Genomic DNA, 13,831 nt, shown 5'->3' on the forward strand with positions numbered 1-13,831 from the left:
CAGCAACGCTGAGCGGGCCGCGGCCCTTGCTCCCTGGCTGGAGCGCTACAACACTCAACGCCGTCACAGCGCCCTCGGTGGCCTGCCGCCGGTCAGCCGCCTGTCACCAACGTGATGGCTGGGTACACCTAGCGCGGCAGAGCGCCCGCGCCAACGGCACCGAGCACCTGGTGTGCATGCCGGAGGCCGCACCGGTCCTGCGGCACCTGCTCGCCGCCTGAGCACCGCACGCCACCGGCACACTTGAGTGCACCACAGGGGGCGGCCACCCACACCGCCCCCCTGCCCTGCCCTCCCCTCCACTGCCCCGCACTGCCTCCCGCCCCCATCCCCGGAAAACTTCGTGCTCGACGTCCGCACCCTCACCCACAGCCACCCTCGCGCCGAGATGGCGACCGGCTCGACCGGCGGCCGCCACGTCGCCGCCCGCACCCGCGCCGGGCAGCGCCTGCACCAGCGGGCCCGGCACGCTCTGGGCCTGCGCCAGCAGCTGAACCCCGAACCGCCGCAGCGGGTGGTCCTTTCCTATGGGTTGGGAGCCGACTTGACGGCCGTGCTGCTGCGGTGGCTGACCGAGCCGGCCAGCCGCGACTTCGCCCTGGACGAGCTGGTCGTCATCACCGCCATGACGGGCCATGAGTGGGCCGACACCGGCCGCGACGTCGAGCAGCACGTCCTTCCCCTGCTGCGCCACCATCGCGTGCGCTACGTCCAGGTCGCCCGCGCGCAGCTGCTGACCACCAAGGCCGGGGACGGCATCGTCGTTCTGGACGACTCGCGCCGCCCCGAGCGCGTGCACCTGGCCGGCGCCTACCGCCTCTCCGACGAGCTGACCGCGGCCGGCACCATCCCGCAGTCCGGCGGGGACCGCCGCTGCTCCCTGCGCGCCAAGGGTGCCGTGCTGGATCCGGTCATCGCCGCCCTCACCGACGGCCAGCCCTACCGCCACGTCGTCGGCTTCGAGGCCGAGGAGCTGACCCGCGCCTACGGCACCCCCCGCCGCAAGGGCGATGCCGCGCACAACACCGCCACCCGCACCGGTCAGTACCCGCTGATCGACTGGCGCTGGAACCGGCAGGACTGCCTGGACTACATCGCCTCCGTCACCGGTGGGGTGCTGTGGGAGAAGTCCGCGTGCAGCTACTGCCCCTTCGCCCTGGCCAACCGCGAGGGTCGCGCCCGCGTCCTGCAGCGCATGGCGGCCGAGCCGGCCGCGGCGATCGAGCCGCTGATGCTGGAGCACCGCGCCATCGCGCTCAACCCCGCTCAGGGCCTCATCGGCGGGCGGCGCCTGATCGACCTGCTGCTGGCCGAGCAGCTGCACCACGTCGTCGAGTCGTTCACCGCCGCCCGCGAGGAGCAGGAGCACGTCGTCTACGAGGTGCGGCGCATCTTGCGCCCCAGCGAGAAAAATCCCGACAAGCTCGGCAACGCGGCCCGCTCCCTGCGCATCCTGGATCGGGGCAGCGCCACCCAGATGCGCCGGGCCCTGCACCGCCTGGCTCGCCAGCGCGGTGCCCAGCTGGACCGTAGCGACACCATCACTCGGGCCTGGCTGCACCGCCGCGGCGAAACCCTGCCCAGCTACGAGCAGTTCCTCGTCGCCGCCCCCGCCGGCGCAGTGGCCAAGCAGGACGCGAACTTCGAGGTTTGGTGGGCTCAGATCGCCAGCCGCGCCACTGAGCAGGGCGTGGGGTTGTCCAACTGACTCGCGCCGTCGTCTGCGGCTGCCGTGCCGGTGGCCGCAGGCGACGGTGAGCTGCGGGCAGGGCGAGACTGCCCTCGAGGCGCAGTCGGCCACCGCGGCGGTCGCCCACCATGCGCTGAGCCCGTAGACGCCAGGGTGGGAGGAGCGCAGCCGTCAAGGGTGGCGCCTTGCCGCGAGACGGTCACCACGCGAAGTTGTCCTTCAAACCCGCGTTTCGGTAGCGCTTGATGCGCTCGTTGAGGTCCAGGTCGATCTCAGCGCGCATGCGGGTAGGGTCCGCCGACCACGCCGCCATGTACTCGGGGAAGATGTACTCGTACACCCAGTGCTGACGGTCCTTCCACCAAGCCACGGACATCGGCAACCTATCGTCCTCGTAACTCATCTGCTGTGGTCGCGCCGGGTACGGCAGAAAAGACGCAGCCCGGCTGCCCTTGACGTCACGGAAGGGGGTGCCCGCAGGGACGGGTGAGGCCGCCAGCACGCCGGTGGCGAAGGTCTGCAAGAGGAACTGTTTAGACATCTTGTTGTAGGAGCGCTGCAGCACGGGGTCCTGCTCGCGGGCCACGAGCACCTTGTTGCCGCGAGCTATCCGAGTGGCGTCGCCGCTGGCGATGTCTTCCCAGGCGGAGATCATGGTGACGGGTCCGCCGTCGACCCACTGGGCGTTCTGCTGGCCAGCGGTGCCGTCGTCGTCGGCCCAGTCCGGATTGCGCCACGGGCCGCCGCCGCCTTGCTCGATGGCGCGCATTCCATCGATGCCTTCGGCGATGTATAGCTCGTGCTGCCAGGCGAGGTCGACGAAGATGTCCTTTTGCATCGTCAGGAGCAGTCTCGCCATCTCCTTGTTGTCTTCGTCGATCTCCTTGAAGGCGGGCCCAACCTTGTTCAGGTCGACGTACTGCATGTCTTGCATGCCCGCGTAGACGGGGCCGCCGGCAAGTTTAGCCAATCCGGCCCACTGGCACTCCGCACACGCAGCGCTGAGTTGCCCGTAGTAGGTATACACCGCCCACACGATGGGAATGGTCTGCTCGACGAGGCCAGCCTCAGTCTGCCAGTCGTTTGCGGTGCGTCCGGTGCCCAGAGCGAGCATCTTGCTCATGGCCACGCCTTGGGCAACGCGCTTCAGCTCTGAGGCGCGCAGCGCCTTCCACTGAAAGTCCTGTTGACGTGCGGCGCCCAGGGAGGCCCACGCCGCGTCCAGTTCCTCGAAACTGGTGGCGGCGCTCATGAGGACCGCGAGGTCCTCAGCCTTGCCGCCTCCGCAGGCGAGGATGTCCTCGTCGGCATTTTCGTCGGTGGCGCGCAGGACGCCGCGTTCGAGGTAGGTGCCATCGGGCAGGCGGTACCAGACCTCGTCTGGGTCGTTGGTGCCCTTCGTCTGGCAAACTACGCCAAGTCTGGTTCCGGGGCGCAGCACGGCGCCGTCGGGGATGATGTGGTCTGGCGCTGAGCGCGGCCGGATCGGGTCGATACCCTTCTTGACGGTGAAGTTCGTCGTGCCCGCGTCGCTGGACTTGTTCTTGCGCAGCGCCCACAGGTGGTCGTCGGCGTCTTCGCACGGCCACAAGGTGAGCCGTGCATCGTCCCCGCCGGTGCTGTGCCCAGCGACGTCCAGGCATAAGTCGGGGCTGGCCACGTTGCGCAGTTTGAAGGCGCCGTGCACCGTGCTGGCGACCGCGTAGTAGCTCTGGTTGTCGGCTTCGACGTCGCCAGAGGTGTCCGAGGCGCAGGTGTACTCACTCACCGGTGTGCCGGGTGCCACGGTTCCCAGCCCGGTGACGTCCAGGCAAAGGTCGTCCTTGCGGTTGCGCACCTCGTAGACGCGCTGGCCCTCTCGCACGCCGGTCTGGCGTGCGCTCCACTGCTGGTTGTCGCCGGTGCCGTAGCGGCAGGCCCACTGCAGGACGGGGCCGTCGATGGTGCCCGCTTCGTTGTTCGGCACGTCCACGCACTTGCCGGTGCGCAGGTTGAATAGGTTTGCCCAGTCGGAGTTCAGCAGCGGGGCTGGTGCCGTGCCCGCGACGGTGAGCGGCGGGGACGGCACCGTACCCGGCTGACCCGGCTGACCCGGCTGGCCAGGTGTGCCGGGCTGCCCGCTGCCATTCGGTCCGCTGGGCCCCGGTCGTGAAGGCAGCGCGTCGCAGTCGGGCACGCCGGCGGCGCGGCCGTCGGTGCCGGTCTTGACGTACTTGTCCGGGACCCACAGGTTTTCGCTGGTCAAGTCCCACAGGGCGCTTCCGTAGGCACGGCCACCCTCGGCCTGGCAGAGCACGTCGATGATCTGGCCCTTGCGGTAGCGGTCAGGGTAGGTGTGGTCGTTGACGTCCTTGGTCAGGCGCCCATCAAGGTTCTGCGTCGCGGCGAAGGGGTACACCTGTGCCGTCGCGGCGGATGGACCCGGGCCCGGGGTCGGGGGAGCATTGGTCGTGGAACTGGGGGCAGGAGCCGGTGTTGTCGTCGACTCGGGTGCTGGGTCTGAGGTGGGGGCCGGTGCGGGAGCCTTCGGGCCGGCGCCGGGGGCGCAGCGCGGCACGCCCGCCGCCCACCCGTCCGAGCCGGTCTTGACGTAGGCGTCCGGGACCCAGACGTTGTCGACGGTTAGGTCCCAGATAGTGCTGCCGTATGCCTCCGGGCCGCTGTCCTGGCAGATCAGCGTGACCATGTCGCCCTTGCGGTAGCGGTCAGGGTAGGTGTGGTCGTTGACGTCCTTGCTCAAACGCCCGTCCAGGTCCTCCTTGACCAAGAAGGTGCGCGTGTTCGATGAGGGCTGCGAAGTCGGGCGTGGAGCGGGGGCGGACGTCGGAGCGGGGACGGGCGTCGTGCCCGGGGCAGGGGCGGCCGGGCCGGCGCCGGGGGCGCAGCGCGGCACGCCCGCCGCCCACCCGTCCGAGCCGGTCTTGACGTAGGCGTCCGGGACCCAGACGTTGTCGACGGTTAGGTCCCAGATAGTGCTGCCGTATGCCTCCGGGCCGCTGTCCTGGCAGATCAGCGTGACCATGTCGCCCTTGCGGTAGCGGTCAGGGTAGGTGTGGTCGTTGACGTCCTTGCTCAAACGCCCGTCCAGGTCCTCCTTGACCACAAAGGCGCGAGATCCAGTGGCATGAGCTGGCGAAAAGGCGCCGAGGACGACGCTCGCGGCGATCAGGGCGCATACCGCGAGACGTGTGCCCGGTGCTCGAGTGGTGGATTGACCCAGCATGCGTGCTCCCTCGTCGGACGGCTTGGCCATCGTCGAGCACGAGCTAGCATGATCACTGGCAGTTAGACCAACTGGGTGATGCCTTCTTGTCCCTATCCGTGGCGCGAGGCTATGTTCCGCGCTCGACCGATCCGCCACCACGCGGGTCAACCAGCTCATGGCGGCAGCCGCGCTCAGCGCCCGGCGCCACCCGCCGATGTGCACAGGAGCGAGCACGGCCGGCTGTCGGTTAACGAGCGCACAGACGCCGCGGAAGCCCTAGGCCCTACCCTGGTACGCGATGATCGAGGTCGCGATCACATGGATCATGAACTGATGTAAGAGTTCAGGGCCGGGCCACGCAAGGGGTACTGGCCCTCCTAACGTCTGTACCCGTACTGCTTGCACCAGTGCTCCAACCGCTATGCGGGAGACGGTCACCGCTAGCGCGGCGACAGTGCCCGTTGGCCCGGCGGTCCTCCGAGCTTTGCTCGTTCCTCGCTGCGCCCGTGCGGTCCGGCGGGCCGGGCGAGGGGTGTCGCTGCGCGCCCTCGCGCTCCCCAGCCCGCTCGTTCCTCGCGGCACGGTCGCCGCTGCGCGGCCGCGCAACCTTTCTGGTGCTGCTCCGGGCCCGGCAGCCTGGCGGGTGGCGGGGTCGGCATCAAGCCGGGCTCGCTCGTTCCTCGCTCGGGCTGCGCCTGCCCCGGCTCGCGGCTGCGCCGCGCCCTGCGGGTGACCCCACCGTCCTCCTACTCCTCAGGCGCGTACTCGGCGGCGACGGTGATGTCGATCAGCTCGCGGATGGAGGTTTCGTGGGCCTGCACGAGGTTCTTGATGACCTCCACGTGCTCGGGGGCCAGGTCGATGCTGATCTGCACCCGGTCTGAGGGCGGGGTCACCTGCGGCAGCGTGGCGAACAGCGAGCCCACCACCGGCGCCGGCCGGCTGGCCTCCAGCAGCTGCGGCAGCCGGTGAGCCTGGTGGTCGATGGCCAGCAGCACCAGCACCTTGTTGGTCATCTGCGGCTGCGCGGCGCGCTGGTCGGCCAGCAGGTCACGTGTCCTGCTCAAGACGCTGACGACGGTCTTGGCGTTGCGCCTGCGCGCCGCCGACGCCCGGCCAGCGGTAGCCGGCGCCGGCCGTGCCGCTGAAGCCGGCGTCCGGCGGGCAGCGGTGGGCTTGTCCTTCCCCTCCGCCGTGACGGCCTTGCCCGCGGTGGCGGCAGCGGTGGTTGCCGGCTGTGGTGTCCGGGCTTGAGCGGCGCCCTCGGCCCCTGTGGTGTCGTCCCCTGCGGCCCCGGTGGACTGCGAGGTCTCCACTCCCCCGCCGTCGGCCGGCTCGGGGGCCGGCCCAGCAGCCAACTCAGCAGCCCGCTGAGCAGTTGGCGCGGCAGGTGCCTTGGCGGTGACGTCACTGACCGCAGAGTCGACCGCCTCGGCGGCCTGAGCCCGGTCCCCGGCCTGGTCTTCGGCTGGGGACTCAGCCTGGTTCCTGGCTTGCTCGGTGGACGGCTCGGAGACCGCGGTACGGGCATCGTCAGCCACCTGCGGCGGCGTCTCTCCGCCGGTGTTCAGCGCCTCCAGCGGAGCATCCTGGAGGGTAGCTTCGGGGGTAGTCGCGGGGGTAGTGCGCTCGGTAGCGACTACGACAGCCGCCGGGGAATCCGAGTCGGTAGCGAGCTCCGACGTCGATGCTGCGTCAGTGCCCGGCGCGGGCTCCGCAGCCGGCGGGGCGGCCTGGTCGAGCGGGGCCGAAGCGTCGGCGGTCGCATCCTGCTGCGTGGCCGGGGCTGCGTCCTGGCCCTCGACTTCGGCCTTGGCTTCGGTCTGTGGACCGGCCGGAGCGTGTCCGGAGGTGTCAGCCGGTTGCTCGTCGGCGTCTGGTGCGGCCTGTGCAGGCTGGTCGACCTCTCCCCCACCGTGGGCCGGGGTGGCCGGAGCCGGGGCGGGCGCCGTCGAGCGTGAGCGCCGGCCGAGGTTGGTGGGCAGGCTGGCGGAGCGGGCGAAGACCGAGCCGAGGTCTTGGCCGCGGCGGCTGGCGCGCAGGGGCGGGAGGGTGGGGGTGTCCTGCTCGCTCATGCCCGGGCCTCCTGGATGTCGTTCTGGTGGGCTGCTTCGCGTTCGCTGGTCTCGGCTTCGCCGATGCGGCCGAGGACTTCGGCGGCCAAGGCGTACCAGTCCTCGGTCAGGCCGTCGCCGGAGGTGGAGCGGTACCGGGTCATCTCCGAGACCGGGCGCCCCTCCTTGGCCGCTTGCCACCAAGGCTCAGCCGTGGCCGCGGCGTTGACGAGCTCGGGGACGAGCAGACCACGGTTGCGGGCGCCGACGGCGATGGACTCGGCGTAGCGGATGACGGTGTTCATCAGCAAGTCCTCGCTGCCGAGGTCTTCCTTGATGGCGGCCTGCGCCTCCCGGCGCAGCGCGGAGGCCGAGGAGGTGACACCGGTCAGCACGACGCCGAGCAGGTCCAGCGGGTGAGGTGCCTTGGCGGCGCGGGCGATGGCGAACTGGGCGGCGACATCACGCACGGCGCGGCGGCTGGAGATGTCGGTGCGGGTGGGGATCAGCACCCAGCGGGAGGCGCCGAGCGCCATCTGGTGCATGACCTCATCGCCTGGGGGGCAGTCGATGAAGATGAAGTCGTAGTCGCCGGCGATGGGCCGCAGGCTGCGCAGCAGGGCCCCGAAGGGCAGGTTGGGGTCGCGTTTGGTCATGGCCTGCTGGCTGAGGTAGCCAGACAGGACGCGCAGCTCCTCTCCCCCAGGGACCAGGTCCAGGTCTGGTCGGACGTTGAGGATGGGCTGCAGCGGATTGCCCATCACGACCGCCTGGGTCAGAGCGCGGCCCTCATCGCCGCGCTCCCCCAGGCCGAAGTCGTCGCCGAGGTTGCCCTGGGGGTCCAGGTCGATGGCCAGCACCCGGTAGTCGGGGACCTGGGCGATCAGGCCGGACAGGTGCGAGGTGGCGGTGGTCTTGCCCACGCCGCCCTTGGCTGTGTAGATCGTCGTGGTGCGCGATTGAGCTTCCTGGTCGGCGTCCAGCGTCGAAGCGTGCTGGGAATCGCTGATGGGCACTCCCCCGCCGGGCGAAGCCGGTGCGGGTGCGATCGGCATTCCGTTGACCATGCCGCGGACGCTACCCACCATCGAGGGCTCCACCGCTACCAACACGCCGATATGGAGTCGCTACCCGCGGGGATACCCATCTCCGTACCCATGTCTCGACCCGCTCCCCTCCCCCATCGCCTGGCAGGTCCGTGGGCGCATCTGGAATTAGTACGCTACCCACTCATATGAATTTGGGCAGATCAGCTACCACGACAACTACCAGGGCCCACGTCGTAAAGACCTAGCTACCTACTCACAAGCTTCAGTGGCTACCCAATGAGCTACCCAGTGCCTGAGCCACTACCGCGTAGTCGACCAAGAATCACGCCTGAACGACTACCCATCAAAATACCCAAGTAGCTACCAAGCATACGCAGCGGACATGACAAATGTGACTATGCAAGTCACTACCCAAGCGACTACCCAACCCAATACCTATATCACTACCGCAAAGACAGACCTACGGCTTACCCCTCATGATCGCGCTACCCACAACGACAAGACAGTGACGATCGTGTCGACTACCAAGCGAACTACCCAACGAACTACCAAAAAGTTGCCCACTTATCGACCCAGTGGGCTACCCCGACCAATACCCATGCAGAGGCGCACTATGTGCGCTGTGAGACCGAGAACAGCGAGGGCTCCTGCTTGCCAGTGTGGTCGGGTCTGCCCTTCAGAAGGGATGGCAACGCGTCATCGACGGGAGTGGCCAGAGCTTCTCCCGACTTCGGTGCAGCGAAGGCCGACTTGCTGCCAATAGGCCGCTGACCAGGCACGATGGAGCGACTACCCAGCAAACTACCCATCTTGCTACCCGTGACTCGCAGATGAGATACCCACGGAGCTACCTCTGGGAGCCTCGTGGGAGGCTCCTTCCCCGGCTGGCGCTATGGGGGATGCGTCGTCCGCGGCGGTTCGCGCGCCGAGCCGGACCGAAAGGGGCTCCTGACGCCTTGCCAGGGTCAGGCCGCGCGCATGAGGTCTAGCACGTGAGCGCCCAGTCGTGCGGTACCGGCTGGGGGAGAGGTGAGGCAGGCGGCGGTGACTCGACTTTCTGCTTCCAGCTCGCGCACGTACTGCGCCAGACGGGAGACCAGTCGTGACAGCCGGCGCCGCACTGCGGTCGCGGTCAGCCCCCAGTCCGCACCGATGGCCGCCGAGTGCGACGACATGCCCGGCGTCGGGGCGTAAGCGCGGGCCAGGAGCTGCGCCTCCTCCCGGCTGATCACCGCATGCGCCACAGCGTCGGTCAGCAGCAGCAGAACATCCTCCGTGCTCGTCGGCCCCGTCTGCTCGCTGCTCTGTGACGAGAGCGCATCGCCGAACTCGTCCAGGGGTAGCTGGACCTCCCGCAACGCCGGCAGGGTGCAGGCGGAGCTGCGGTGGTCTTCCCTGCGCTGCCCCCAGCGCGCCACCCAGTGCTGCTGGGTCAGACGCAGAGCCTCCAGTGCCAGGTTGGCGGCCACCCGCTGACGTCGCCGCCCGATCGGGTAGTCCATGACCGCCTGCCACAGCCCAGCGAAGACCTGAGCCTCGACCTCGTGAGACTCCGCTCCGGTGACGCGTACCTGATTCACCGCCAGGCGGACTGCCCGTCCCATGAACTGGTGCACCAGCACCCGCCCAGCCAGCTGCTCGCCGCGCTGGGCCAGTGCGAGCAAAGCCAGGAGCATGGCATCGGCCTTGTCCGGTGCGGCCGCATCCATGGCGGCCACCAGCTCCGCCAACGAGCGCGCCGGCGGCAACGCCGACTCGGGGGCCGCCCACTGGGCAACTGCTTGGTCGCTGGACGGTAGCTCGCACAACTGGCCCCACTCACGGTTCAAGGCGCGCACCAGGCGCAACTCCAGCGGCTGGCCCGCCTGGCTCGTCAGGAGTGCATGGTGGCGAGCGCCGGTGTCGGTGTGTGGGTGGTCGTCGATGGTGAATGCGGTGGTCATGGTGGGCTCCTTGGTGGGGGAGCTCTTGACCGTCCTCACCGCCTCTTGCCGCTTGTCTTGCCGTGGGCCTGGCCGGTGGGTCGGCGGGGCTTGCCGAGAGGTCGGAAAGGCTTGCCGGGCGGGGTGTCGCCGCAGGTCAGAGGCCCTCACCGGGAGAGTGTGATGTGCATCACATGAGGCGGTTTGGGGTCATGCCGGCCGGCTGTCACAGCGGGATGCGCGGGGCTACCTGCCTTCGGTAGCAGCCATCTGACTCCTCGCCCCGCCTTTGGAGGCATCGCCGTGACCGAACCCGCTCCCCGTATCAGCCAGCCCGAGCCCTGCGTCCAGCTCACTCGTCCGGTCCCCGTTGAGCCGCCTCGCACCGGCTGGGTTGTCACCGGTGTGTCCGCGCCCGCCGATGGGCCGGGGGCCTACCGGGTGGCATCGGCGAGTGGCCAGGACCCCTCGGGTGAGGCAGGAGGCAGCCGGCTGGTGGGGGAGTCGGGGCTCGACGGGCGCCGGGACGGAGAACTCGGCGGGGGAGTCGGCGGGGGAGTGGGCGCAGACAGCGTCGAGAAGTCCGCCGACGATGAGTCCCCCGATGAGCCCGCCGACTCTGGCGAGGAGGAGTCCGCGGTCGCTGTGACCGCGTTGCTGTGCGACAGCGCCGAAGTGCACGGGGGACTGCGCCGGCTGCACCAGCTGATCGAGCGCGTCATGCACGCACCCTTCGATCCGGCCGCGGCCTCGCAGCTGTACCGCTACCTGAACGGGTCGCGCCGGCGAGCAGCCGTACAGGCGTGGAAGCGACTTGAGGCTGCGAGTGCCCCTACTGACTCCTGCGCTGACCGTGGTGCCGACCGCCCCGGTGTCGGCGCCGGAGAAGCTGAGGGCGGGGATGCAGATGCCGAAGCCCGTCGGGGTACTGGCCGGCAGGCGTCCCGTTCCTTGGTGCGGGCCCGGTCGCGGTGCCTGCCGCGTTGCCGGGCGGCGTCTGCGCCGATGGCGCCCACCGTGGGAGCGGTGCACGGTCGGTGTGCCTCGACGCCGCCGGGGCAGGGGGAGTGCGGTGAGCGCACATGTTGAACCTCGCGCGCCGAACCCTCCCGAAGACTGGGTCACCGCGCCGTGGCGCTGCGGGCCTGTCTACCCGCGGGCCGGTTGCGGGCTTGTTCGGCCGTGGAGCGCGGGATGCCTCGGCTGGGGTGCAGGTGCCGCGGGGGATGGGCTGGACTCCCGGTGCCGGGCACGCCGCGGGAGTGGCCCGCTTCCTGGTGCTGGGGGCGCTGGTGTGCGGACCCGTCGGGGTGGGGGTGAATCTGCTGGCGGGCCCGCCGACGCCGGCGCCGGCGGTGGTCGCCACTGGCGTGGGCACCTGGCCGGGGCAGGCCGCTGAAGTCGGCAACTTCGCGGCCGAGTTCGTGACGGCCTGGCTGACCACCCCTGCGGGGCAGGAGGACGCCCTGGCGTTCTACGTCCCTGACTCCCCGGCTCTGCGGCTGCCGCAGACCCCGGGGACCGTGCAGAACATCGCCGTGGCCGGCATCGAACGGCAGGGCTCCTATCGACCCCGGGAACGATCGGCTGCGGCTGATGAGTCCACCTCCCTGGGCGCGTACGCGGCGGCGGGAGCATCGGCGGCGTCTTCTGCTGCGACGGGGGCCTCGGCGTCGCCGTCAGCACAGTCGCAGTCACTGCAGCCGCGGTCACTGGCTACGGACATGGTTGCCTGGCAGGTCACCATCGCCGCGGATGTGGCCGAGCCCGGTCCCGAGGGTGCGTGGGTCATGGTGCGTCGGTACTTCTCGGTTCCCGTTCTGCAGCAGCCGGCGCAGCCCGGCGCGACCGCGTCTTCGGCTGCTGCGGCCAGTGCCTCCGATGACCCGGTCGATGACCCGGTCGATGACCCGGCCAACAACCCGGTCGATGGCCAGGGCGGGGCCTCGGTGGGGGAGTCGGCGGGGCAGCCGGTGGGCAGTTCTGCTCAAGGGTTGGCGGCTGGCGGTGGGTCGCCGAGTGGGCCGAGCCGGTTGCGGGCTTTGACGCTGCCTCAACCCACTGCGGGGCCGGCGTCGGGGGAGGGGGCGCGGCTGGCCTACCCCCAGCAGGTCAGCATCAGCAGTCCGCTGGCGCTCAGCGCGGGGGAGTTCCTCAACGCCTACCTCGCCGGTCAGGGCGACATTGCCCGTTACCTGTCCCCCGGGGTTCAGCTGCAGGCGCTGACCCCCAGGGCCTACGCCGCGGTGAGTATCGCGCAGGTCTACGCCCGTCAGAGCGAGCCGGTGCAGGACGAACCGAGCGACGGGCAGCGTGTGCAGGCCCTGGTGGGCGCCACCTTGACGGGCCTGGATCAGCAGCAGGTCGGCGCCCAGTTCGCCCTCGAGTTGACCGGGCGAGCCGGTCGCTGGGAGGTCAGCGCCCTGCCGGCGGTTCCCGCGCTGGACCTGGTGCCCGTGCCGTCGGGCGATCAGCGCTCCACGCCTTCCTCCGAAGCGACCGCGGGTCCGCCCTCACCGGCGGGCTCGGCCTCGGCGCAGTGAGCCACCAGCAACACCGCCACCACCGCAAGCAGCGCTGCGACCACCACAACGATCACCGTAACTGGAGGGACTTCGGCTCATGACCGTCTTCGACCGCATCAACGACTTCATCACCCAGGCCGGGGTGGTACTGAAAGCTGGGGGCGTCGTCATCGCGATCATCGCCTTCCTGGTGATCATCGGATGGGGTACCAAAGCCACGCTGGGTCGCCTCGTCGTCGGCGTCGTGGTCGCCGGCGCGATCATCACCGTCATCGCCAAGCCGGACCTGCTCAAGTCCGATATGGACAACACCTTCGCGGCCCCGGCCGCCGGCCTCAGCGCCCAGTACGACACCCGCCACAGCATCCAGCCGAGCGCGCCCCACGACGAGACCGGCGATGGGAAGGGCGACGGCAGCGATGAGGCCGTCGGCCTGTGGCGGGGCGGTGGGGGAGAGGGGCTGCAGGCGGCCACTTCCGCGGCCGGGGGCGCCCGGTGAATCCCGGGGAGGGCGATCTGCCCCCGGGGTACCGCATCACGCGCTTCTACACGATCGCGCGACGGTTCCCCACACTGATCGGGCGGATGCCCAACGGCGGCACGCTGCCCTTCGGCCCCTACACCGTCGGTCAGTTCCTGGCCATCGTCGCCCTGCTGGCCGGGGGGTTCCGCACGATGCCGCTGTGGGGAGGACACCGCGGCCTGGTCGTCAACGCCATCGTGCTGGGCTTCGTGATCGTCGCGGTCGTCACCTGCATGCGCCAGGTGCCCTGGCGTGGCCGCGGCCCGCTGCCGATCCTGCGCGGGGCGCTCTTCGGGTACAGCCGCACCGCCGGCAGCTACCGCGGTAAAGCCCTGCCCGGCCCTCACACGGTCACCGTCCACCCCCGCGTCGTCATCGCCGGCGAGGCCGTCATGGACGCCGCCTACGCCGTGCTCACCCAGCAGCGGTCCCAGGGCGAGCAAGCGACCGCCGAACCCAGCGCATCCCCTGCGCCTGTCCTGCCCGCCCCGGCCACAAGCAAGAAGAGCCACGTCGCGGGCGAGCACCGATCCGGGCGGCCGGTGACGGGCGGGCGCAGCCGGCGTCCCCGGCCGGCTTCTTCCCGGCGACAGGCCTCTTCCCGGCGCGCGGCGCACCCGGCCCGCACGGCCCTGCCGGCGGCACCAATGACGCCGTGCCCGCTCAGCGGCGTGCAGCGCCTGCGCGCACGAGCCACCGCTCAGGAAACCCTCGAACCCGTCACGAGCGCAGCGTCCAGCTCGCCTGGCAGTGAACGGGCCCCTCGTGGCCCGTTGTGACCTGCCGCGGCCGTCCCGGCGCGCGCCGCCGAGCGCTCCCGAGCGCTTCTGAGCGCCGCCCGTCCTGTCCCGACCTCCCGATGC

At 70.2% G+C, this 13,831-nt stretch carries 9 protein-coding genes; 5 read left to right on the forward strand and 4 right to left on the reverse strand.

The genetic code is table 11. The features are described 5' to 3' along the window. Together ACRYR2_RS16235 and ACRYR2_RS16240 are read left to right on the forward strand one after the other, a co-directional pair. A partial coding sequence (locus ACRYR2_RS16235; protein WP_432563998.1) for an integrase core domain-containing protein occupies window positions 1-115 on the forward strand: 115 nt, incomplete at its 5' end. 228 nt (window positions 116-343) lie between these two features. Further along, entirely contained in the window at window positions 344-1,708 is a 1,365-nt protein-coding gene (locus ACRYR2_RS16240; protein ID WP_432563930.1) for a hypothetical protein, read from the forward strand. A gap of 181 nt (window positions 1,709-1,889) precedes the next feature. On the opposite strand, the gene ACRYR2_RS16245 is transcribed toward ACRYR2_RS16240, so the two are convergent. The 4 genes from ACRYR2_RS16245 to ACRYR2_RS16260 form a co-directional block, all read right to left on the reverse strand. Next, window positions 1,890-4,913, reverse strand: coding sequence for an RICIN domain-containing protein (locus ACRYR2_RS16245; protein ID WP_432563931.1), 3,024 nt, complete (start codon window positions 4,911-4,913; stop codon window positions 1,890-1,892). A 728-nt stretch (window positions 4,914-5,641) separates the two neighbouring features. After that, complete coding sequence (locus ACRYR2_RS16250) at window positions 5,642-6,970, reverse strand: hypothetical protein (RefSeq protein WP_432563932.1); 1,329 nt, start codon at window positions 6,968-6,970, stop codon at window positions 5,642-5,644. After that, the gene (locus tag ACRYR2_RS16255) at window positions 6,967-8,016 is read right to left on the reverse strand and encodes a ParA family protein (protein WP_432563933.1); all 1,050 of its coding nucleotides are present in this window, start codon (window positions 8,014-8,016) and stop codon (window positions 6,967-6,969) included. Before ACRYR2_RS16255 ends, ACRYR2_RS16250 begins: the two co-directional genes overlap by 4 nt. Window positions 8,017-8,963: 947 nt before the next feature. After that, window positions 8,964-9,941, reverse strand: a complete 978-nt coding sequence (locus ACRYR2_RS16260; RefSeq protein ID WP_432563934.1) for a hypothetical protein — start codon at window positions 9,939-9,941, stop codon at window positions 8,964-8,966. Window positions 9,942-11,146: 1,205 nt separating this feature from the next. Here ACRYR2_RS16260 and ACRYR2_RS16265 point away from each other — a divergent pair. The 3 genes from ACRYR2_RS16265 to ACRYR2_RS16275 all read left to right on the forward strand — a co-directional run bounded on the left by ACRYR2_RS16265 (window position 11,147) and on the right by ACRYR2_RS16275 (window position 13,747). Beyond that, the gene (locus tag ACRYR2_RS16265; protein WP_432563935.1) at window positions 11,147-12,463 is read left to right on the forward strand and encodes a hypothetical protein; all 1,317 of its coding nucleotides are present in this window, start codon (window positions 11,147-11,149) and stop codon (window positions 12,461-12,463) included. Between the two features lie 79 nt (window positions 12,464-12,542). Next, entirely contained in the window at window positions 12,543-12,944 is a 402-nt protein-coding gene (locus ACRYR2_RS16270; protein WP_432563936.1) for a hypothetical protein, read from the forward strand. Window positions 12,945-13,030: 86 nt separating this feature from the next. Next, window positions 13,031-13,747 carry a hypothetical protein gene (locus ACRYR2_RS16275; RefSeq protein ID WP_432563937.1) on the forward strand — a complete coding sequence of 239 codons (717 nt, stop codon included), beginning with the start codon at window positions 13,031-13,033 and terminating at the stop codon, window positions 13,745-13,747. Window positions 13,748-13,831 lie beyond the last annotated feature (84 nt).

It is taken from the genome of Kineococcus deserti (assembly GCF_050871945.1).
In the GTDB taxonomy this organism is placed as follows: domain Bacteria; phylum Actinomycetota; class Actinomycetes; order Actinomycetales; family Kineococcaceae; genus Kineococcus.

Bases quoted from the DNA above. Each gene is read 5' to 3' on its own strand.
- ACRYR2_RS16245 (WP_432563931.1), bottom strand. From the start codon at position 4,913: ATGCTGGGTCAATCCACCACTCGAGCACCGGGCACACGTCTCGCGGTA.
- ACRYR2_RS16250 (WP_432563932.1), bottom strand. From the start codon at position 6,970: ATGAGCGAGCAGGACACCCCCACCCTCCCGCCCCTGCGCGCCAGCCGC.
- ACRYR2_RS16255 (WP_432563933.1), bottom strand. From the start codon at position 8,016: ATGGTCAACGGAATGCCGATCGCACCCGCACCGGCTTCGCCCGGCGGG.
- ACRYR2_RS16260 (WP_432563934.1), bottom strand. From the start codon at position 9,941: ATGACCACCGCATTCACCATCGACGACCACCCACACACCGACACCGGC.
- ACRYR2_RS16265 (WP_432563935.1), top strand. From the start codon at position 11,147: ATGGGCTGGACTCCCGGTGCCGGGCACGCCGCGGGAGTGGCCCGCTTC.
- ACRYR2_RS16270 (WP_432563936.1), top strand. From the start codon at position 12,543: ATGACCGTCTTCGACCGCATCAACGACTTCATCACCCAGGCCGGGGTG.
- ACRYR2_RS16275 (WP_432563937.1), top strand. From the start codon at position 13,031: ATGCCCAACGGCGGCACGCTGCCCTTCGGCCCCTACACCGTCGGTCAG.